General features: G+C 33.1%; 18 protein-coding genes. 9 read left to right on the forward strand and 9 right to left on the reverse strand.

Going from position 1 to position 22,356, the window contains the following annotated elements:
• Positions 1–89 precede the first annotated feature (89 nt).
• The 4 genes from BLW23_RS11910 to nirB are packed head-to-tail and all read right to left on the reverse strand — an operon-like array spanning position 90 to position 5,429.
• Positions 90–1,916, reverse strand: coding sequence for a sensor histidine kinase (locus tag BLW23_RS11910; protein WP_093670122.1), 1,827 nt, complete (start codon positions 1,914–1,916; stop codon positions 90–92).
• On the reverse strand, positions 1,906–2,493 hold the full coding sequence (locus tag BLW23_RS11915; protein WP_093670124.1) for a DUF4202 domain-containing protein: 588 nt from the start codon (positions 2,491–2,493) through the stop codon (positions 1,906–1,908). Before BLW23_RS11915 ends, BLW23_RS11910 begins: the two co-directional genes overlap by 11 nt.
• A gap of 19 nt (positions 2,494–2,512) precedes the next feature.
• Positions 2,513–2,890, reverse strand: coding sequence for a nitrite reductase small subunit NirD (gene nirD, locus BLW23_RS11920; RefSeq protein WP_093671770.1), 378 nt, complete (start codon positions 2,888–2,890; stop codon positions 2,513–2,515).
• A gap of 13 nt (positions 2,891–2,903) precedes the next feature.
• Positions 2,904–5,429, reverse strand: coding sequence for a nitrite reductase large subunit NirB (nirB, locus tag BLW23_RS11925; protein WP_093670126.1), 2,526 nt, complete (start codon positions 5,427–5,429; stop codon positions 2,904–2,906).
• 205 nt (positions 5,430–5,634) lie between these two features.
• Here nirB and BLW23_RS11930 point away from each other — a divergent pair, with 205 nt between their 5' ends.
• The 7 genes from BLW23_RS11930 (at position 5,635) to BLW23_RS11960 (ending at position 13,840) form a co-directional block, all read left to right on the forward strand.
• Positions 5,635–6,351 (forward strand): Crp/Fnr family transcriptional regulator, encoded by a 717-nt coding sequence (locus BLW23_RS11930; protein ID WP_093670128.1) that lies wholly within the window; start codon positions 5,635–5,637, stop codon positions 6,349–6,351.
• A gap of 199 nt (positions 6,352–6,550) precedes the next feature.
• The gene (locus tag BLW23_RS11935) at positions 6,551–7,939 is read left to right on the forward strand and encodes a CmpA/NrtA family ABC transporter substrate-binding protein (RefSeq protein WP_093670130.1); all 1,389 of its coding nucleotides are present in this window, start codon (positions 6,551–6,553) and stop codon (positions 7,937–7,939) included.
• 152 nt (positions 7,940–8,091) lie between these two features.
• Positions 8,092–9,201 carry an ABC transporter permease gene (locus BLW23_RS11940; RefSeq protein ID WP_093670132.1) on the forward strand — a complete coding sequence of 370 codons (1,110 nt, stop codon included), beginning with the start codon at positions 8,092–8,094 and terminating at the stop codon, positions 9,199–9,201.
• Between the two features lie 18 nt (positions 9,202–9,219).
• Complete coding sequence (locus tag BLW23_RS11945; protein WP_176829810.1) at positions 9,220–10,056, forward strand: ABC transporter ATP-binding protein; 837 nt, start codon at positions 9,220–9,222, stop codon at positions 10,054–10,056.
• Between the two features lie 10 nt (positions 10,057–10,066).
• Positions 10,067–10,885: an ABC transporter ATP-binding protein gene (locus tag BLW23_RS11950; protein WP_093670136.1), complete on the forward strand. Its 819-nt coding sequence runs from the start codon at positions 10,067–10,069 to the stop codon at positions 10,883–10,885.
• 22 nt (positions 10,886–10,907) lie between these two features.
• Positions 10,908–12,185, forward strand: coding sequence for an alginate export family protein (locus tag BLW23_RS11955; protein WP_093670138.1), 1,278 nt, complete (start codon positions 10,908–10,910; stop codon positions 12,183–12,185).
• A gap of 119 nt (positions 12,186–12,304) precedes the next feature.
• On the forward strand, positions 12,305–13,840 hold the full coding sequence (locus tag BLW23_RS11960) for a YifB family Mg chelatase-like AAA ATPase (protein WP_093671772.1): 1,536 nt from the start codon (positions 12,305–12,307) through the stop codon (positions 13,838–13,840).
• A 138-nt stretch (positions 13,841–13,978) separates the two neighbouring features.
• Here the strand turns inward: BLW23_RS11960 and BLW23_RS11965 are convergent, their stop codons facing one another.
• The 4 genes from BLW23_RS11965 to BLW23_RS11980 form a co-directional block, all read right to left on the reverse strand.
• Positions 13,979–14,821, reverse strand: coding sequence for a DJ-1/PfpI family protein (locus tag BLW23_RS11965; RefSeq protein ID WP_093670140.1), 843 nt, complete (start codon positions 14,819–14,821; stop codon positions 13,979–13,981).
• A 176-nt stretch (positions 14,822–14,997) separates the two neighbouring features.
• Positions 14,998–15,378: a hypothetical protein gene (locus BLW23_RS11970; protein WP_143032162.1), complete on the reverse strand. Its 381-nt coding sequence runs from the start codon at positions 15,376–15,378 to the stop codon at positions 14,998–15,000.
• Between the two features lie 189 nt (positions 15,379–15,567).
• The gene (locus BLW23_RS11975) at positions 15,568–16,896 is read right to left on the reverse strand and encodes a hypothetical protein (RefSeq protein ID WP_143032163.1); all 1,329 of its coding nucleotides are present in this window, start codon (positions 16,894–16,896) and stop codon (positions 15,568–15,570) included.
• Between the two features lie 33 nt (positions 16,897–16,929).
• Complete coding sequence (locus BLW23_RS11980; RefSeq protein WP_093670146.1) at positions 16,930–19,323, reverse strand: TonB-dependent receptor; 2,394 nt, start codon at positions 19,321–19,323, stop codon at positions 16,930–16,932.
• 182 nt (positions 19,324–19,505) lie between these two features.
• On the opposite strand from BLW23_RS11980, the gene BLW23_RS11985 reads away from it, so the two are divergent.
• Positions 19,506–20,558 carry a sensor histidine kinase gene (locus tag BLW23_RS11985; protein WP_093670148.1) on the forward strand — a complete coding sequence of 351 codons (1,053 nt, stop codon included), beginning with the start codon at positions 19,506–19,508 and terminating at the stop codon, positions 20,556–20,558.
• The gene (locus tag BLW23_RS11990) at positions 20,551–21,219 is read left to right on the forward strand and encodes a LytR/AlgR family response regulator transcription factor (RefSeq protein WP_093670150.1); all 669 of its coding nucleotides are present in this window, start codon (positions 20,551–20,553) and stop codon (positions 21,217–21,219) included. The genes BLW23_RS11985 and BLW23_RS11990 overlap by 8 nt, the downstream gene beginning before the upstream one ends.
• A gap of 53 nt (positions 21,220–21,272) precedes the next feature.
• Here BLW23_RS11990 and BLW23_RS11995 read toward each other — a convergent pair whose 3' ends face one another.
• The gene (locus tag BLW23_RS11995) at positions 21,273–22,271 is read right to left on the reverse strand and encodes a helix-turn-helix transcriptional regulator (protein WP_093670152.1); all 999 of its coding nucleotides are present in this window, start codon (positions 22,269–22,271) and stop codon (positions 21,273–21,275) included.
• Positions 22,272–22,356 lie beyond the last annotated feature (85 nt).

Here is a 22,356-nt window from a genome sequence, read left to right on the forward strand (position 1 = left end):
TATTTGAAGTAAAAATACGTAATACCATTTACCAATCGAAATTACCGCAATAAAACACTTTTTTTTCTTTTACAGTGAACTGGTATAATCTAAATGGGGATATTCAAAGTAATTCTTGTTCCATTCTCTTTTGAAGAATTAATAAATATTCTTCCATTGACATACTTCATCCGCTCTTTCATAAATATCATCCCCATTCCTTCAGATATATTTTTATCTTTCATTTCATCTTCATTAAACCCAGTACCGTTATCATCAATAATAATACTCAACAATTTTTCACTATGAGAAATAGCAACAATAATATGACTAGAACCAGCATATTTTATCGCATTATTTACCGCTTCCTGTACTACCCTATAAATATTGATTTCTACCAAAGAATCTAGCCTTACATCAAAATTAGTCTTGTTGTAAAAAACAACTTGCTTATCGGTATATTTATTTAACTCTTTGGTTAACTTTACTAAAGCAGGAACAACGCCATAATCGCCTAATTCTGGAGGTGTCAGATTAAAGGTAGCCGTTCTCACTCCTTTAATAATATTTGTTACCAATTCCTTTAAATATTCAATTTTAACTATTGTTTTCTCAGTATGCTCTGGGTTTACACTTTCTAAATTATATTTTAATCCCGTAAGCATTTGACCAATACCGTCATGCATATCTTTCGCTATACGGTCTTGCTCTTTTTCCTGATTCTCTATAATCTTACTGGTAATTACCTTTTGCTGATTCATTTTCTCCTCATAGCGTTCATTTGTCAGATTTTCCAGGTCAATTTGCGCTCTTTTTCGTTTTGTAATGTCTGAAGCAACAATTAAAAACTCGGACTTTTCATAATTTCCTTTAAAAGGAATTATATGCATTTCAAGCCAAGCATTTTCATTATCCTTTTTGGTAACTTTAACTTCTCCTTGCCATCCTGACCTGTTGTTATTTGAAGATAAAATTGTGTCGATTGTTTCTCTTTCAGATTTACGTGTGGATATTATTTCTGAAAAATACATCCCTTTAGAAAATCTAGACATTTTAAAAAATTGAGAAAATTTATCACCAACATAAATCACTGTGCCGTCAGTTTTTACTCGAGCGAACAATAATGTTTTATCTATTAAATCATTAAGTTTACGTAATTCGTATACTGAATTTTCATTTTGCTCTCTTAATAAATCTGCATCTGCTGCTAATTTTAATGCTTCTGACTCAGAATGTAACAATTTTGCAATTACCTTTTTTACAAATTTGGCAGATGGCCAAAAAATAAAAACCAATTCTCCAAAAAGCAACACTAATGTAACTACCATGATCATCAGCTCTAAACCTCGAAGATCATCAACTTTCATATCGGCTTCTAGATCATATTGATTTACAACTTTGTCCATCAAAATTAGAAATTGACTTTCGTTTTTTCTTACAATGGAAACATATTCGTGAAGTTCAAGAGTACTTAAATTATCATTTTTTTCTAACGCTGAAATTATATTTTGAGAAGCTTTTACTATGTTTTCGTAATAAGGATTTACGGCTTCAAACATTTCAGAAACCTCAATACTATTAGTTCCTGAAATGTTTAAATCAGTGCTCCTATTTTTCAGTTCTTCATGCGATTTCGTCCAGAGATTCAAACTATTTTTAAGATTCTCTCTTAATAAGGTTCTATTACTAAGGTCATTCTCATAAGAAATTAATAATACCTCTTTCGTAAGCTTTTGACTAAGCATTCTTTGACGTCCAGCAATATTAATTATGGCCGAGTCGTTTTGCTGATCATTCAAAAAGTCTCTTATAATAAACTGACTCACTACGATAGATACAGCAATAGTCGTTATAGCAATTATATATAAACGCTTTAATTTTTCAAAAACATCTTTGTCAATATGAATTTTATGATTGGAAGTTTTATCAAGCTCCATTCAATGCTGTTTTAACCAATCTACTCGCTCGTTCTGATAATATTGTTTGAAGCGCCAAATTATGACCAGTTGTAGACATTTTTTTCCAAGTTTTCTGTAAAATATCTACGACCTTTTCGTCAGTATGTTTACTCATAAATTCTTCTAAATAATATTCCAAAAAAACTAAACAAACAATATCTTCTAACATTTGCGATTCTTGATCTTTTTTCAAAGATTTCTTCTGAATTAAAAAAGACACTCTCTCAATAAAATCGGTTTCATAACCAGCATCATGAAGAATTTCACTAGCAATTTCCGAATGCATTTTTTTTAAATCATTTCTCCATTTAAAATACCCAATACGATCCATCGGATAGCTACTTCTTTCAATTTTCCAACGACAAATATGCTGTGCCCTAATAGCCAACTGCAACTCCTCAGAAGCCTCAGAGTCCACCTCCAAAAGCTTACGTGTCATTCTCTGAGAATACAATAATTCTTTTGCTATTGACTCTCCTTCGAATGTTGTTTTATTCGGATCTTCAGCATTGTAAGTATCGATAATTTCTATGGCTTTGTTGAATTTTGTTTGCACGGCTTACAGTAAATTAATGTTATTCAGAAAACCCAATATACACAAAGTTATCTTTTATTTGCACTGGATATATCGCAATTTCGGGTAAATCTCCATTTAAATTCTCTCCAGTTTCCAAAGAAAATGTTTTCTTATGCATTGGACAGGCCACTTTAGGAATACCTTCCTGATCACCTATCATACCACGAGAAAGAACCATTTCTAATTTATGAGGACATAAATTTTGACAAGCATACCATTTATTTTTTCGGGTAAAGTTGTAAACAGCAATCTGTTTCTCCTTATATTTAATACAAACACCTCCTTCTTCCGGAAACTCATCCGTTCTACCTGCCTTATACCAAATGTTCGTTTGTTCTGTTAATACCGTTTTATATTTTTCTAAAATTGTTTCCATCTTTAAACTTGATTTAACCTTCATTAACCGCCCATTGTTGTGGCATTTTCTGTTCTCGTAATGGAACAAAAACCAAATTATCATCTCTATCTTCTGAATTCAAAAAATGTTTAAATCGACTCTTTTCTTCTTCACTTTCAATCACCTGTTTCCACTCACATTCATAGGCATCAACTAAAAATTGCATTTCCTTCTCTAGATCCTCTCCAATATTTAAACTATCTTCTACGACCACTTTTTTTAACTGCTCAACTCCACCTTCTAATTTAGCTAACCAAGCAGCCGTTCGCATTAATGGTGCAGCCGTTTGGATATAATACATTAAAAATCTGTCTAAGTATTTTATAACGGTTTCATTATCTATTTGTTCTGCTAAAAGCAATGCATGTTTTGGTGTTGCTCCTCCGTTTCCACACACATATAAATTCCAACCACCTTCTACTGCAATCACTCCAAAATCTTTCCCTCTTGCTTCAGCACATTCTCGAATACACCCAGAAACTCCTCCTTTTAATTTATGGGGTGATCTCAAGCCTCGATACCTATTCTCTAACTCTATAGCAAAACTTACGCTTTCCTCAAGACCATATCGGCACCAGGTAGATCCGACACAACTTTTTACCGTTCTTAGCGATTTTCCATAGGCATGTCCGCTTTCAAAACCTGCATCGATTAACTCCTTCCATATTGAAGGCAAATCATTTAGCTCTGCTCCAAATAAATCAATTCGTTGACCTCCTGTAATTTTAGTATATAAATTATACTTTTTTCCCACTTCTCCTATCACAATAAGCTTTTCAGGTGTAATCTCACCTCCAGGGATTCTCGGCACAACGGAATATGTACCATTACGCTGAATATTTGCCAAAAACTTATCATTAGAGTCTTGAATTACATGTTCTTTATTTGCGGTATCATTATAAATACTAGCCAAAAGTGATGCTACCAAAGGCTTACATACTTCACATCCATGACCTGAGCCACAAGTGTCCAATACTTGGTTAAATGATGTTAGTTTTTTCACTTTAATGATTCCATACAACTCTTGTCTTGTATAATCAAAATGCTCACAAATAGTATTCTTTACCTCTTTCCCTAAAGATTGCAGCGTTTCATTCACCAAATCTGTAACCATTGGCTTACATCCCCCACAACTAGTACTTGCCTTTGTATGTGTAATTACATCGTTAAGTGATTGGCAAGTTTCGTTTTTCAAGGAATTACAGATAGTCGCTTTGGAAACATTTTCGCAAGAACATATTTGAGCCTCATCGGGTAAATCTAAAACACTTCCAAAAGAGGAATCATCGTCATTCAAAGGCAAAATAAGTTTAGATGCATCTTCTGGTATTTTCATCTCGTTTAAATAAAACTGATGCAAGACATTATAATCAGAAGCATCTCCAATGAGGATTCCTCCTAATAATTTTTTACCATCAAGGCTTACATTTATTCTCTTATACAAATATTCTGTTTTATTCTCAAAAATAATTGAATGCCCTTTTGAAGCTGGCATAAAAGGTTCACCGAAACTTGCAACATCTACTCCTATTAATTTCAGTTTTGTTGACATATCAATTGAACTCAACATTAAAGAACTTTCTACTCCTATAATTTGATTAACTGCTACTTCTGCCATATCATATCCAGGAGCTACCAACCCATAAATCATTTGATTATAAAGAGCAACCTCACCAATCGCATAGATAAAAGGGTCGGTTGTTTGCATTTTGTTGTTTACCACAATACCTCCACGAGTTCCCATTTCTAAATCACAGGTTTTTGCTAGTTCATCTCTAGGTCTTATTCCCGCGGATATGATTAACATGTCAACATCCAATTTCTCTTCTTCTCCAAACTGCATTCCAGTAATAGCGCGCTCTCCTAAAATTTGACTTGTTGCTTTATTCAAATGAATTTTAAGTCCGATAGATTCTAATTTTAATTTTAAAACCTGACTTCCTCTTAGATCTAATTGTCTTGGCATTAATTTAGGAGCAAACTCAACAACATGCGTTTCCATTCCCATATCAATAGCTGCTTTACCAGCCTCCAGTCCTAACAATCCTCCTCCTAAAATAGCAGCTCTCGGTTTTATTTTACTTTCAACCAAGGTGTTCGCATAGGCCATCATACCTTCTAAATCCTCAATGGTTCTGTACACAAAAACCCCTTTCTTTTCAACCCCTGAAATATTAGGAACAAACGGTACAGAACCAGTTGCTAAAACTAAATAATCATAAGAATACTTTTTATCTGATGCGGTTGTTATTGTTTTAGTAGAACGATGAATATCGGTAACCCTTTCATTAACTATCAGTTCAATATTATTATCGGTATACCAACTTTCTGGCGCCATTTCTAATGCTTTAGCATTCTGACTTTCAAAAAAATTACTAAGATGTACACGATCATATGCTGGTCTTTTCTCTTCACCAAAAACGATCACCCTAAAGTTTTCATTTTTATCCTTCTCGATAAATTTCTCACAAAACTTATACCCAACCATTCCATTTCCTACGATAACTACTTGTTTCATTATAATTAAGTATTATTTTTCGTAAAAATAAGTATTAATACTTATTTTCAAACAAAATTTTAAGTTTTTTTACGTAATTTTACACTTGAAGTACTTAAAATAGAATACGGAAGTACTCTTAACATAGAAGTTTGTACAATAAAATTGAGTCTACACCATATTATGGAGACAGAGAAATAATTACCAACATTAAAACACTGAGTCAATGCTAATTTCACCACATGACTATTTGGATAAATTACTGAAAATAAAACTTATAAAGGATAATATTACCAAAAGCTATCTACAAAATATCATTGATGAAATAAACATCATCTTTTGTAAAAAAGGACAACAATTTTTAATGGAGGGCGCTCCTGTAAACGGTTTATTCTTTATATGTACAGGTAAAGCCAAAGTTCTAAAAACTGGTATTTATGGAAAAGAACAAATTTTAAGGTTTGTGGGGGAAGGCGACATGATTGGACACCGAGGCTTCGGAACAAGTCAAAAGTATGGAATCTCTGCCGTTGCTATAGATGACTGTTTATTATGTAATTTAACAAACTCAATAATGGAACGTATGCTAAAAGACTTTCCGTCTTTCACTTACGACTTAATGTTATTCTATGCTGAAGAGCTGAATCGCTCGGAGAATAAAGTTAAGGCATTTGCTCAAATGACTGTTAGAGAAAAAGTCATAGACTCTTTACTATACCTTAATAGAAAATTTGGAGTTAACAAAAAGGGCTATATAAACATAAAACTTAGCAGGAAAGAAATTGGGGATTATTCAGGTACTAACAATGAACAAGTAATAAAAATAATATCACAGCTTAAAAATGAAGGTCTTATTGAAGCTGCCGGTAAACAATTAAAAATACCAAACATTGATTCCTTAAAAAAAGAAATCATTGAACACAACTTCTTCCTAGACACCTAAAAAACAACACATTAAACAACAAAACTGTTATTCGACAGTTTTTTTTTGGAAAAAAAACATTCCTTGTTCCCTCTGAGAACATATTCCGCATTCATAAATACGTATAAATTTGTGAAAAATTAAGTATTAATACTTAAAAACTTTAACTCAATAAAAACAAACAAGAAGTTAAGGAAACAGGAACATAAATTTTATACTTATGAAAACGCTGAATCTAAATTTAATAATATTAATTGGAGTTGTACTTATAACTTCTTGCTCAAATAGTAAAAAGAAAACAACAACAAATACTGCGATAAATCAACCAAAAAGTACCTCTGAACTATTAGCTGTTGAAAAACCACAATTAACGTTTGGTTTTATCAAATTAACAGACATGGCTCCTTTGGCCATTGCAAAAGAAAAAGGTTTTTTTGAAGATGAAGGATTGTTCGTTTCTGTAGAAGCACAATCAAATTGGAAAAATGTTCTTGACCGCGTTATCGATGGTCAATTAGATGGATCTCATATGTTAGCTGGTCAACCTATAGCTGCAGGAGCTGGGTTTGGACGTCAGGCAAAACTCGTTACCCCTTTCTCAATGGATCTTAACGGTAATGGAATTACCGTTTCCAACGACGTTTGGTCAAAAATGAAACCAAATATTCCGAAAGGAGACAATAGCAAACCAATACACCCAATAAAAGCCGACGCTCTAAAACCCGTAATCGAAGATTACAAAAACTCAGGAAAAGCATTTAAAATGGGAATGGTATTCCCAGTATCTACTCATAATTATGAGATTAGATATTGGTTGGCCGCCGCTGGCATACATCCTGGTATGTATACCAAAGATAATGTTCAAGGTCAAATTGACGCCGAAGTGCTACTGTCTGTAACGCCTCCACCTCAAATGCCTGCTACTTTAGAAGCGGGAACCATTTATGGGTATTGCGTGGGTGAGCCTTGGAATCAACAAGCCGTTTTTAAGGGTATTGGAGTTCCTGTTACCACAAACTATGATATTTGGAAAAACAATCCTGAAAAAGTTTTTGTGATGACCCAAAAGTTTGTTGAGGAAAATCCGAATACAGCTATTGCGGTTACAAAGGCTCTTATAAAAGCTGGTAAATGGTTAGACAATCCTGATAATAGAAAAGAAGCTGTTAAAATCTTATCTATGTCTCAATATGTAGGAGCCGATGAAATTGTACTAGCAAATTCAATGACAGGAACCTTTGAGTTTGAAAAAGGAGATAAAAGAGACATGCCTGATTTCAATGTATTTTACAAATACAACGCAACGTATCCTTTTTACTCTGACGGTATATGGTTTTTAACTCAAATGAGAAGATGGGGTCAAATACCTGATTCAAAACCGCTAGACTGGTATTCTGAGACTATTAAAAACATCTACAGACCCGATATCTGGAGAAAAGCAGCGAACCTTTTAGTTAAAGAAGGAGCTATTCCTGCGGCTGACATCCCTAATACAGATGGCTATAAAAGTCCGACTACCGACTTTATAGATGGTAAAACTTTCGATGCCAAAAATCCAATTGGATATATAAACAGTTTCAAAATAGGGAATAAAGAAAGCGCATTGTAATACCATTTACAATTTGAAGTTATCGCAATAAAATGTTCTTTTTTCTTTTACAGTAATTTCAAACACCAACTGGTATAAATAAGCATTATTACGAATACATAGGCATTAAAATTTGTATCCCAACTCTTCACAAATCATAAAAAAACAAAAAGATGAAATCAATTATAACAACCGCCGGAAAAATGCCCAGCAACAGTGGTTCAAACTTCTTTAGTTTCTTAAAAAAGCAAGCTTCCATAAAATTTCAAAAAGTAAATTTCCGTGCACTTGTATTCAAAGCTATTATCCCCATTACTTCTATTATACTATTTTTTGGTGCATGGCACTTGGGCTCTAAAATTTTATTTAATATCGAAGCAGACTTTAAAATTCAAAAAGCTTTGAATGACCAAGGTCAGGAAGCCGCCGATGCAGTAAAAGTATGTATAGCTTCGGGAGATTTAAGTTGTCAACCGAATACTTTGCCTTCACCAGCAAAAGTATGGGATTCGTTTATCTCTTTATTAAGAGACCATAGCATAATTAGTGCTGACAAAGCTGCTTTCAAAGAAAAAACAGCCATGCTAAACGAAAAGCGAATTACGGAAGGAAAGAACCCAATCGTATATACCGGTCGTCCTTCTTTTCTGGATCAAGTTATCAGAAGTTTAAAAACGGTTTTCGCAGGATTTCTTTTGGCCTTTTTTATAGCAGTTCCTTTGGGTATTTTCATAGGGTTAAGTCCTAGCTTAAAAAGCGCATTTAATTGGTTTATTCAAATATTCAAACCCGTATCACCTGTGGTTTGGTACTTACTTGTATTTATGATCGTCAAAACCTTATTAATAGATTCAAATGAAGACAGTTCGTTTACCATATCATTTATTAGTGTTGGTCTATGTTCAATGTGGGCTACACTTGTCAATACCGCCATGGGAGTCTCAACCGTAGACAAAGACTATATCAATGTTGCGAAAGTTTTAAAATTAGGAAACTTTCAAAAGATCATTAAAATTATACTTCCTTCTTCCTTGCCGCTAATTTTTACTGGTTTAAAAATTACATTATCTGTGGCCTGGATGGTTTTAATTGCTATTGAATTACTCGCGCAAAGTCCAGGACTAGGCTTATTCGTTTGGGAAGAATTTCAAAATGGAGCCAATGACTCTAATGCTAAAATTATTGTAGCCATGTTCGTCATTGGAATTATTGGATTTCTATTAGATCGATTTATGTTATTGATACAAAACTCTGTTTCCTTCAATAAAACAAGTGCTATTTAATCAGACAAATTTAGAATTATGGCGTATTTAGAATTAAAGAATGTTTGCAAAACATATGGAGAAGGAACAAATGCTACAGAAGTACTATCAAATATCAATTTATCCATTAAAGAAGGAGAATTTGTAGCGATCGTAGGTTTTACGGGAAGTGGAAAAACCACCTTAGTAAATCTTATTAATGGTTTATTACAACCAACAAGTGGGAAAATTCTATTTAAAGAAAAAATGGTTACTGAAACGAGTCATGAACGAGGAGTTATATTTCAAAATTACTCTTTGTTGCCATGGCTAACGGTAGAACAAAATGTATTAATGGCGGTTAAAGAAGCCTTTCCGAAACGAAAAAAATCAGTTTGGAAGCGTAAATCAATGCATTATATAGAAATGGTGGGGCTTTCACATGCTTTAAACAAACTACCTCAAGAACTCTCTGGAGGAATGCGTCAACGTGTAGCTGTAGCAAGAGCCTTAGCAATGAAGCCTGATATGATTATCATGGACGAACCCTTAGGTGCTTTAGATGCATTAACGAGAGGAAATTTGCAAGATCAAATTTTAAATATTTGGGAAAAGGATAAGCGTACCGCACTTTTAATTACAAACGATGTCGATGAAGGGATATACATGGCTGATAGAATTATCCCTTTACGTCCTGGTCCTAAAGCAACATTAGGCCCTGAGTTTCATATTGACATTGAGAGGCCTAGAAATAAAACGAAATTAAATGACAACCCTCATTTTATGAAAACGCGTAATAGCATTATTGAATATCTCATGGATATTGGTAACGAAAGGAAATCGGAAATTAAAGAAGCCTTTGAACTTCCAGATTTAGCTCCTGCTACTTTCCTATAAAACAGATAAGATGATAGATTTATTAAAACGAAAAAAAACAAGCATTCCAAGTCCTTCTATAACCGAAGTCATGCTTGACTTAAGAAACTTAAAAAAAGTATACCCAACACCAAAAGGAGATTATGTTGTTTTAGAAAACTTGAATCTTCAAATATTAAAAGAAGAATTTGTTACAATTATTGGTCATTCTGGATGTGGCAAAACCACAATGCTCTCAATGATTGCTGGACTAAACCCTATAACGGATGGTGAAATAGCCATTTTAGGAAAATCTATTCAAGGACCAGGTCCAGATAGAGGTGTTATATTTCAAGCTCCTAGCCTAATGCCTTGGATGACATCATTACAAAATGTATTGTTGGGCGTGAACAAGGTTTTTCCTCATGCCACAAAACAACAACGTAATGATATTGCAAAATACTATTTACAAAAAGTTGGTTTAGAAGATGCTTTTCATAAAAAGGCTTCAGAACTTTCTCAAGGGATGCAACAACGCGTAGGAATCGCGAGAGCTTTTGCTATAAAACCAAAGGTTTTACTTTTAGACGAACCTTTTGGAATGCTCGATTCCTTGACTAGAGGAGAACTACAAGACATTCTTATTGAAATTTGGAACAAAGAAAAAATTACCGCTATCATGATTACCCATGATGTTGACGAAGCTATTTTTTTAGCGGATCGTGTGGTGATGATGACTAGCGGACCAAAAGCTAAGATTGGTGACGTTCTTAACATCAACTTTGAAAGGCCCCGATCAAGAAAAGTAATATTAGAGCATAATGACTACTATCGCTATCGCAAACATTTAATCGACTTTTTAGAACATTAGAAATCAACTTAAAAAAAACATTATGTTTAAAAACAGTTATTGCATATACTTAATATTGATGGTATTTACCATACAGCTTTCTCAAGCACAATTCACTTTGAGTGGTGAATTTAGACCAAGAGCAGAAGCTAGACATGGTTTTGGAACTTTAATTAACACAAATCAAGATTTAGGATTTGGCACCTCAACAAGAGCTCGGCTAAATGCAGGATTTAAGACGGATTCTTATGATTTTTACTTGAGTCTTCAAGACGTTATGGTATGGGGAGAAAACAGACAAATTTTACCTGATGATCAAAACGATTCCTTTGCTATTTTCCAAGCTTGGGCAGCTATTAATCTAGGCAAAGGATTTTCTACCAAAATTGGTAGGCAAGTATTGTCATACGATGACCAAAGAATACTTGGAGGGTTAGACTGGGCGCAACAAGGACGAAATCATGATGCCGCATTAATCAAATATCAAAAAGATAAACTTGCCATAGATTTTGCTTTAGCTTATAATCAAGATTACGACAATCCTACGGGTTTTACTAATACCGGCAATACTTATAATACAACAGGTTTTTTCTCTTATAAAACTATGCAAATGCTTCATTTATCAAAAAAATGGACTAACTTTTCAAGCAGTTTATTGGTAATGAATAATGGGTTTCAAAAGTATAAAGAAGACGGTGTAACTCCAGATGGAACTAACAATTTGCAAACCATAGGAGCTCATTTAAACTATAAAAAAGGTAAACTAGGAATCTCTGGAAATGCCTATTTCCAAACTGGAGAACGCCAAGGTTCTGTTGATGTTCAAGAAGCTAGCTTATTAGGGCTAGAATTTAGTTATAAAGCTGCGGATAAAATAACTGTAGAGCTGGGTATTGAAAGTATTAGCGGAGCGAAGGATGATTCAGCTGCTTTCTTTCCTCTCTATGGAACTAATCATAAATTTAATGGACTTATGGATTATTTTTACGTGGGCAATCATGCGAACTCTATTGGATTAATTGACATTCATGCTAGCGCAAATTTTAATCTAGGAAAAAAAACTAACCTTATGATCAAAGCCTTAAATTTCAGTGGTCATCAGGAATTATCTAGTGGAGAAAAATCATTAGGAACCGAAATTGATCTAGTTCTTAAAAAAGGATTTAAAGGATTTAACATTGTTGGTGGTTATTCCCAAATGTTTGCTAGTAATGGTATGTATGAATTAAAAGGCGTTTCAGAAAATTTAGCTTCGAATAACCAGAGTTGGGCTTGGATAATGCTGGTTATAAAGCCCCAATTCTTTACTACCTCAAAATAGTATATATACCCGTTTTACCAATTGAAATTACTTTTATTAAATGTTAGGTTGCTCTTTTCACTTTGAGAGCAACCTTTTCTTTAACAAAAAATAATTACCTTTATACCAAAGAGATAGCTATGTTAAAGAAAATATATGGAAGTGCCGTATTTGGCATTGAAGCCACTACTATTACGGTAGAAGTTAATATTGGAAAAGGAATTGGATATCACCTAGTAGGCTTGCCTGATAATGCTGTAAGAGAAAGCTCTTATCGTATTTCAGCAGCTCTTAACAACATAGGTTATAAACTCCCTGGTAAGAAAATAACCATTAATATGGCACCTGCAGATATTCGTAAAGAAGGCGCCTCTTATGATGTTACTTTAGCCATCGGCATTCTCGCCGCTTCAAATCAAATAAACTCCGAAAACATTGAACAATACATTATCATGGGTGAATTATCTCTTGATGGATGTGTACAGCCTATAAAAGGAGCTTTGCCCATTGCCATAAAAGCAAAAGAAGAGGGTTTTAAATACTTCATTCTTCCGAAAGAAAATGCCAAAGAAGCTGCTATTGTTGATGGCTTGGAGGTTTTAGGAATTGAAAACATTACTGATGTAATTGAGCATTTTAGTAGAACACAATCCATTGAATCCACTACAATAGACACCAGAACCGAATTCTTTAAAAATCTAGAATTTCCTGAGTTCGATTTCGCAGATGTAAAGGGACAAGAGAGCATTAAAAGATGCATGGAAATAGCTGCTGCTGGCGGTCATAATATTATTCTTATTGGGCCTCCAGGAGCTGGAAAAACCATGTTAGCAAAACGATTACCATCAATTCTACCACCGATGACTTTACATGAAGCTCTCGAAACTACCAAAATACATTCTGTTGTTGGCAAAGTAAAGAATTCGGGACTCTTGTTTGAAAGACCTTTTCGGTCACCACATCATACTATTTCTGATGTGGCACTCGTTGGAGGTGGACAATATCCTCAACCTGGTGAAATTTCATTGGCTCACAATGGTGTTTTATTTCTTGACGAGCTTCCAGAATTTAAAAGAAGTGTTTTGGAAGTGATGCGACAGCCTCTTGAGGATCGAGAAGTAACGATTTCAAGAGCAAAATTTACGGTAAACTATCCTAGTAGTTTTATGCTAGTGGCAAGTATGAACCCCAGTCCATCAGGTTTTTTCCATGATGCTAGTTCTCCTGCCACCTCATCGCCTGCCGAAATACAGCGCTATTTAAGTAAAATATCAGGCCCTTTACTAGATAGAATTGACATCCATATTGAAGTAACTCCTGTTCCTTTTGATAAACTTTCCGATGAAAGAAAAGCAGAAAGTAGTGGAGAAATTAGAAATCGTGTCATCAAAGCAAGAGAATTGCAATCTTATAGATTTGAGTCTTTTGAAAACCTGCACTATAATGCTCAAATGAACGTAAAACATATACGAAACTTTTGTAAACTATCAGATAAAAGTAAGAGCTTACTAAAAACGGCTATGGAAAAACTGAATTTATCAGCCAGAGCCTATGATAGAATTTTAAAAGTTTCTAGAACCATCGCCGATTTGGCTAATGAACAAGATATTCAACCTCATCATATTTCTGAGGCCATTCAATACCGAAGTTTAGATAGAGATGGTTGGTTGGGGTGATATAAATCGTAAAAATCTACTTTAAATTACATTTCTTAATGGCAAAGAATCTAGCTTATTTAATCACAATGATTAGCCTAAATAAAAGCCCAAAAGAACATCCTTTTGGGCTTATTCATTAATTATTGATTGTATTAATTATTTCGAAGTTACTTCAGGTTTTTCCTTCTCCAATTTAGCAATTATTGGGTCAACACCAGCGGCGTACATCGTAGTCATAAATTGTAACACTTCAGGAGTTGTTTTCTCAGGACTTCCTCCTTCAAATGGAGGAAAAGGATCGTACTCCACATCTAACATTACTCCTTCTGCATAGTTTCTACCAACGATTTCCTCTAGTAATGCTAAAGACATATCCATACCTGCGGTTACACCAGCAGATGTCCAATACTTCCCGTCTTTTGTATAACGCTTACCAGTAAACTTGGCACCATATTTAGCTAACATTTCTTTCGCTCTAAACCAATTGGTAGTTGCTTTTTTACCTTTCAACAATCCCGTGCTACCTAAAATCCACGCTCCTGTACAAACACTCGTTGTGTAAGTTGTTGTTTTATCAATTTTTCGAATCCAATCTTGTACTTCCTTATCATATGCCGCTTCAATGGTTCCTTTAAAACCTCCTGGAATGACCAAAACATCTAAACTATTTACTTGATCTATGGTCGTATCGGGCACAAATTCAATTCCTGTAACTGAGGTGACATTACCCAATTTTAAGGCTATCAACTGAGTTTTAGCTCCCATAATCTGACTTAGAATATATCTAGGGCCGAAAACATCTAGACTATTCACACCATCATAGACCAAAACACCAATGGTTTTAATATTATGTGCTTTGGGCAGTACACTTGCCATTAATTCATCATGAGATAGTTCCTTTTCTACTATTTCTTCGTTGTCTTTAGATTTCTCTTTTTGTTGTTGCGAACAGCCCAGAAGAATTAAGAACAAGGCCATTATTATAAAGTTATTTTTCATTTGTTTATTTTAAGTTTGGTGAGTTCATAAACAACCAACAAGTACTTAAGCATTATGTAAAAATTCATTACATGAGAATATATTTCTTATTGGTGGATACGACTATTATGAATTGTTTTTTTTATAAAGTCAATAGACTGAAAGAATGACTGACACATCTCTTAACCATTAATCTATCAACTATTTAAACATGAAGGTGGATGAAAAATATCGTTTATAAATTGAAAACTATAATTATTATCATAACCAAGAATACAACGCCCTTTTTCACAAAAAGCAATACCTTGAACATCTTTATTCGAATGAGAGACCAAAACAAATTCATACTTAAAATGAACTAACTCTGGAAATTGTTGCTCTCTTTTATTTTGAGTTTCTTCCAATTGCTTTGTTAAATAACATTTTCCATTACAAGCAAGTTCTGGCTTTTCTTTATTAATGCATAAAAACTCTTTAATATACTCTTGATTCAGCAAAAAATCAATAATAACCACACCATTTGCTATGGGGTGAGCATGCAATGTTAGAAGTAGAAATATGGCTATAGATTTTCTCAAAATTTAGTACTGTACTCAAATTTACAGCAGTCCTGTGTATTTTCCATGAAAAATCACACATAAAAAACGCGCACTTATAAAAGTACGCGTTCACATCCAATCAAATTGTTGTAATCGAAAATTATTAGTAGTAAGCTATTTTAATTGAATGTTTAATTAAACTTATATTCTGTGAAACCTAATAAGAGTTTAGAAATTTCTATGTAATGAATTTACGAATACATTATTACCATCTAAAGCCGCACCTTTTTCAAATCCATTTGCACCACCTCCAATAGTAATTTTATATATATTAGCATCTCCTCCGTTTACATTTACAGGAATATAAAAATTACCATTTTCCACACAGTTTAACGAGAAAATATTAACATATGTCGCTTTTGGTATGTTTAACTCTGTAACCGTCTTAGTTTCTAAGTTAATTTCTACTAGCGTGCCATTATTCCCTGAAAGATCTCTCCAAACAGCTATATCTGCTTCTCTTACGACATTTGCATAAACAATATTGTTTCCAGCGTACCATGCATTCCAAATAGCAATTGGCTCAGTGAATTTCGATGAAATATCAAATACATAATCATCATAATCCCCGTCTTTAATTCTAACAAATACGGTTGGCTTCTCGGCTAATTCATCATGTCCATACCAGTGGATACTGTTTAAATTATATTGATAAATATCACCGTTTTCTGTTTTAAATGCTCCATTCGTTCTATATCCCCCATTATTCCCTGCAGATGCATCATTCTTTAAAACCACTGGATTGGTTATTGATGGATAATCAAATTTTATAGTTATCAAAGATTGAGCAAGTCCTGTTCTGTTAAGGTTTCCATAATAAGAACCAAAATATATTTTATCGTCTTTCACTAATCCGTTAGCCCATAACGCTTTTTTACCATCAACATCTGGCATATTGAAAAACCCATGCTTTTCTACTGTAAATGTAGCTAGGTCAATTATTGCAAAAGGAGCATCGCCATTTTCATTAGGAAAATTAGACAAGAATAAATCACCATTCCCAGTATCCTGAATATATCTATAAAAACTTCCAGGAAGCAATGCCGTCGTAGAAATGGCATCTCTCTTTACAAGACCATCAGTCGTAAATTCCATTTTATCAAGAGTTCCTTCATTACTATTTAAATAATAGAAAAATCCATCAACACTGGCCGATAAATTTGCATAACCTTCATTTCCGTTTCCAACTATAGAAATAGCTCCTGAAGTAAGGTTATCAGTCGTTAAGAAATATCCTTCTTCTCCAACCTCTGCTCCAATTAAGAATTTAGAATTAATAGGGCCAAGAAAATCGCTGTCATCATCATTATTTGCAACATATCCTTCTGGTTGATCACATGAGGTTTTTGACACATTTGGGTCTCCTAAACCATCGTTATCTGTATCTGCATACCAAACAGCTCCATTACAATCTTCATCTCCGCATGAAGTGAAGGTAGTTCCCATTGCTAAAACAAAGCAAAGTATCGTTAATTTTAAGATTTTATTTGTTGTCATAATTTAGTGTTTATCCGAATTGTTAATTTGTTTTTATTGTGATAGCTGGTAGTTTAATTTTACCGAAAAGGCTCTACCTGGTTTTTGAAGTAAATAATTATCATAAACCTGTTCATTTAATATGTTTGACATATCAAAAGCTATAATTACTTTTTTTGAAGGAAAAGTATAGCTCAAACCTGCATCAAAGATGAGTTGAGAAGGAATAACACTTTTGTTTTCTTCACTCGCTAAACTTGGCCAGCTTAGAAAGAATTCATGAACATAGCTAGATTGCACATAGAAAAACGATTTTGAGTTTTTTTGAATTAAGTCGTCAGTATTATACTGTAACCCTGCATTGGCTAATAAATAAGGTAAGTTTCTAAGTCTATCTCTGTATACAATATTCCTATTCCCATTCTCCTCAAATTCTAGATTGTTTCTGTAATCGTAATAACTTCCATTTAAGGATAACCTCAATTTTTCATCAAACTCATACATAATATCAAGCTCGGCACCGATACCAGAAACTTTATTAATATTTCTGAATTGACCATTTCCCTGACCATCGATTACAGTAAATAACAATCGATCAGAAACGTTTCTATAAAAGGTATTTACTTCTGCTTTTACTTTATGATTCCCTATTTCATAATTACCTAGTACTGCACCAAAATTGAAATTAAAACTCTGTTCAGGTTTAATGAATGGGTTGTTATCAATAGTTATTCCATCACCCAAAGCTTCCGTTGGACTAGGAAATCTAGTTGCTTGTTCAAGTGATGATTTTAACAATAAGTTGGGGATTAGCTTATAGGAAACAGCAAAGCCTCCTCCGAAGTTTGATATGCTATTTGTATATTCTACTACTTCATATTGATCTGTAAACTCTAAATCGTTCACCGTAGCATTGTAACCATAATATTTCAAGAAAACATTTGCCCGAAGTTTATCTTCAAACTTTTCTGTTTCTAATGATAAACCAGCAAACTGAGTTCCTAAACTTTGAGGTTCGATATAAGGAATTCTATAAACAGGTAAAAAAGGATCTTCTCCACTTCGAGTTGAATTTGTTTGTAAATAATTTACCCCAATTTTAAAGTCGTTTGGTAACTCATAAGTGGCATTTGCTCTGTATAGTTGATAGTGGTTTTTTTGTGTAAATTGAGATTTACCATCATATCCCATTTCTCCTCCTGCTAATCGAGTTCCAATAATCTCACCTCGCCAATCATATTGTACGAGAGTTGTGTCTATCAAAACACCTTTGGTATAAGAATACCCAGCAAATGCGTTTACATCTAGGCCTTTTGCAAAAAGATCTTTCTTTTTGTAGGTAAGTGTTGGAGCGATAGTCTGTTCATTATTTCTTACTCTACCAAATACTCTTGCCATTGTTTGCGCCGTTTGGACACCTTTTTTAAGATCAGAAGCGAGCAATGAAACAAAAACCTGATCTGCCCATTTTTTATCCGTTAGACCTATATCAAATTTTGCTGTTGTCGTTTGAAAATCATCATTAAATCGTTCTGCTGGATTCTCTTCTGTAAATTCAACCGCTTTAAATCCAGTTGATTCATCGGCATAGTGCACTCCTTTACCCCATACTTCATAATTATTATCCGAAAAATTATAGAAAGCTGATAATCGAGTCGTTAATCCATTTTCTTGTATCCACTGTCCATGTATTGCCGTTTGATGCGTATTAAATGAACCGAAAGAATATGATACTTCAGCAAAATTTGTCTTTTGTTTTTTTGTTACCAAGTTAATGGCTCCTCCTAAGGCATCGGATCCTAAATCAGTAGGTACAACTCCTTTATAAATATCTATACGCTCAATTAACGAAATTGGCAAATTGTTTATTGAATAAGAAGTTCCGTAAAAATCCATGGGGATACCATCAACGAAAAACCGTATTGCATTCCCTGACATACCGTCCAAAGCATATTCAAAATCAGATCCTAAACCACCTGTTCTTCGAACTCTTACACCCGCAGTTTTATCAAGAATATTATTTATTTCTAGGTTTTGAGCCTTTAGTGCTTGTGTTTCTATAGCCGTTACACTAAACCCTTTTTCTTTTAGTTTTGTTGCCTTTTTCTTTCCCTTTACAATTACTTCATCAATTCTTTCAACATTATCAAACAAAACTATTTTTTTATGTATCTCATTCTGTTTGGTTAGGTCTACTATAATCGATCGTGTTTTAAATGAAATCGCTGAAAACGTTAATGTATATTGAATACCACGAAGTTTTTCTATTTTAAACTTTCCGTCAATATCGGTAAACGCACCTTTTATAGAAGGTTTAACAATGATACTAACATCAGGGACAGGAACATTATTCTGATCAACAACAACACCTTTTATTACCTTATTGTCTTGCCCTACAACATTAATCGACACTTGAAAAAACAAGAGAATAGCTAAAAAATTTCTCAAAACTTTATTTAGATTTACTTTAAATAGCGAAATTAGCTATTCCTTAGAACCCTAAAAGCAATAATCTGTGAACGACATTTTTATTCTTTAAACAACATTTGAATCGTTAAAAGAAATATTTTGGAAAGCCCTAAATTTGGAAACTCATTGTTGCTATATCGATTAATGTAGAAAGAATTTAAATGAATATAATTACGACCTTTTTCAAAAAACATATTTCAGAAATTGCTTATCAACTATTCGTTGCAATTTTTGCTTTTCTATTTTTTGCATACAGTCAAGAAGTCTATGAGATTCAATCTTTTCAAGGATATCAACTACCACATGAGCTAGCGTTCTTTCTGAATTATTTTATTGCATCAATCACAATTAACTATTTACTGATTCCTAAATTTCTGAATACTAATAAACATCTATTATTTATTTCGTTGTTTACCTTAACCATCGGTTTTGTTATCTTAATAGATGAATATTTTTTAGAAAAATTATATTTCCCCGACACAAGAGGTACATATTTTCCAGGAATACTCTTCAGTCTATTAGAAACATTACCTCTTATTTTGTTAATGGTTTCTTTTAAAATATTTTGGGACTTCCGTAAAAAGCAAAATGAAGTAAAAAAATTAGAACTCCATGTTAAAGAGAGTGAATTACAATTCTTAAAACTGCAAATAAACCCTCATTTTTTGTTTAATAACTTAAATAATTTGTATTCATATTCTCTGGAGAACTCACCAAAAACCTCCACCATTATTATAGAATTATCTTCTGTTCTTAGATATATTCTTTATGATTGTAAAGCCGACTTCGTTCCTTTACATAAGGAATTGGATCATTTAAAAAACTTTACAGAACTCAATAAACTTCAAATAGAAGAAAGAGGTGTTATATCTTATGAAGAAAATATAGGTTCTTCAAAATTCGAAATTGCCCCTTTAATCTTAGTAGTTTTTATTGAGAATGCTTTCAAGCATAGTATGTTAAACCAATCTGGTGACATTTCAATTACTATTAATGTTAATGTTTCTATTGATGGTGTTTTAAGCTTTATTTGCAAAAACAATTATATTCCGTTTCACACAAAAACCAACTTGCAAAGCGGTATTGGATTGGTAAATGTTAAAAAACGTTTAGAACTAATGTATCATGACAAATACCAACTAGAGCTTAAAGAAAACGAAAACACTTACGAAGTACATTTATCCATGCAACTTAAACCTTCAAAAAATGCTTAACTGTATTATTATAGAGGATCAACCACCTGCGCAAAGAATACTTAAAAAATATATTGGAGACTCAGAAATTCTGATTTTAAAAGGCACTTTTGCTGACGCTATTAAAGGAGATGAATTTCTGAAGAAAAACCACGTTGATATTATTTTTTTAGACATCAATCTTCCTAAACTATCGGGTATCGACTTTTTACGATCTTTAGAAAACCAACCTCATATAGTTTTGACTACTGCTTTTTCTGACTTTGGTATAGAAAGTTACGAACATAATGTTATCGATTATTTATTAAAGCCTTTTTCCTTTGAAAGATTCCAAAAATCGATTCATAAAGTTCTCAAAACCCGTTCATCAGTAAAAAATAACGAAACAGTATTTATAAAATCTGGTTATGAGTTAATAAAAATAAATGCAGAGAATATTATTTATATAAAATCTGATGGTGACTACACAGAAATCATTACAAATAATAAAGTTTATTTGAGTAATGATTCATTGAAATACTGGGCTACAACACTAAATAAAACTTTTAAACAAATTCATAAATCTTATATAATTAACAGCAGTCATCTTGAAAAAATATCGACAAATAAGGTTTATTTACTAGAAGGTAATGTATTGCCTATAGGACGAGCGTTCAAAAAAAGTTTTATTGGAAACTTATAAATACCGCAATTAGTTACTAAAGAATTTGATGTAATTTCCCGGTAAAACAAAACTTAAGTTTCTTTTCTATAAGTGCTTGGGTTTACTCCAAAGTATTTTTTAAATGCCTTTGTAAAATGCTGTGAATATTTATACCCAACAATTTCGGCTATTTCATATACTGATTTGCTTGAAGATTTTAACATCCCTTCAGCTAGTTCCATTCTCCTTGCTGTTATAAATTTGAAAATGGTTTGTCCGAAGTTAATTTTAAATTCCTTCTTTAAATCTTGAGTGTTCATTCCTATTTTTTTCGCTATTGACGAAATTGTCAACTGACCACTTATATTCTCCTCTATAAATGACTTCGCTTCAACAATTTTATCATGATGCCTTATGATATGGATATCTTTTGATCGATCTTTAAAGTCTTGTAACTGTAAAATTAGCAGCTCAATTATTTTACACTCCAAATAGTGCGTTCTATAATGGTTGTCAATCTTACAATTTGCTATTTGCTGAATAACCAAAAGCATTTCCGAATTAATTTTATGGCTTTTTTCTCCAAAAACAAAGGGTTGATTGTTTCTAATCGCATCTCCTAAACGTTCCAATTCCTCCCAGTTATCCTTGAAAACTTTATGCACAAAACTTAGTGAAAGTGTTATTTCTAAAGTGTTTCTGGTAATATTAGCAGGAAAACTTAAAACGCCATCCACCTTAGGAAAAAAGAATAATTGATGATAGCCATTAGGAATAATAACAGGTAAACTTTTTTCATTTCTTGGCGAATATGAAGAAGATCCTTCTATTTCAAAATGCATTTTAAAAAAAGGAAAATTGTGTTTGACATCGATACTTAAATCTTTCTTTAAGTTTACTTTTCCCATCTCAATTTTAGCTCCATGCAAGAGATACTCATCAAATATGGCATCTACAAATTCTGTACATACTTTGTTTTGAGTTTTTTCGAACGAAGTATTATCTGAAAATCCTAGAGGATATCTGATTACCTTCTTTGTATTAATTGCACCGGTAAGTGAAAATGTAGATTTATAAGGTGGGAATTTCATATTTCCGAATGAGTTATTTTAACTTCCCTTTGCGTTATTTCTTAGCAAAAATATGAATTTATTTTTGCTGCGAAAAATCAGTCTA

This window comes from Tenacibaculum sp. MAR_2009_124 (assembly GCF_900105455.1).
Lineage (GTDB): Bacteria > Bacteroidota > Bacteroidia > Flavobacteriales > Flavobacteriaceae > Polaribacter.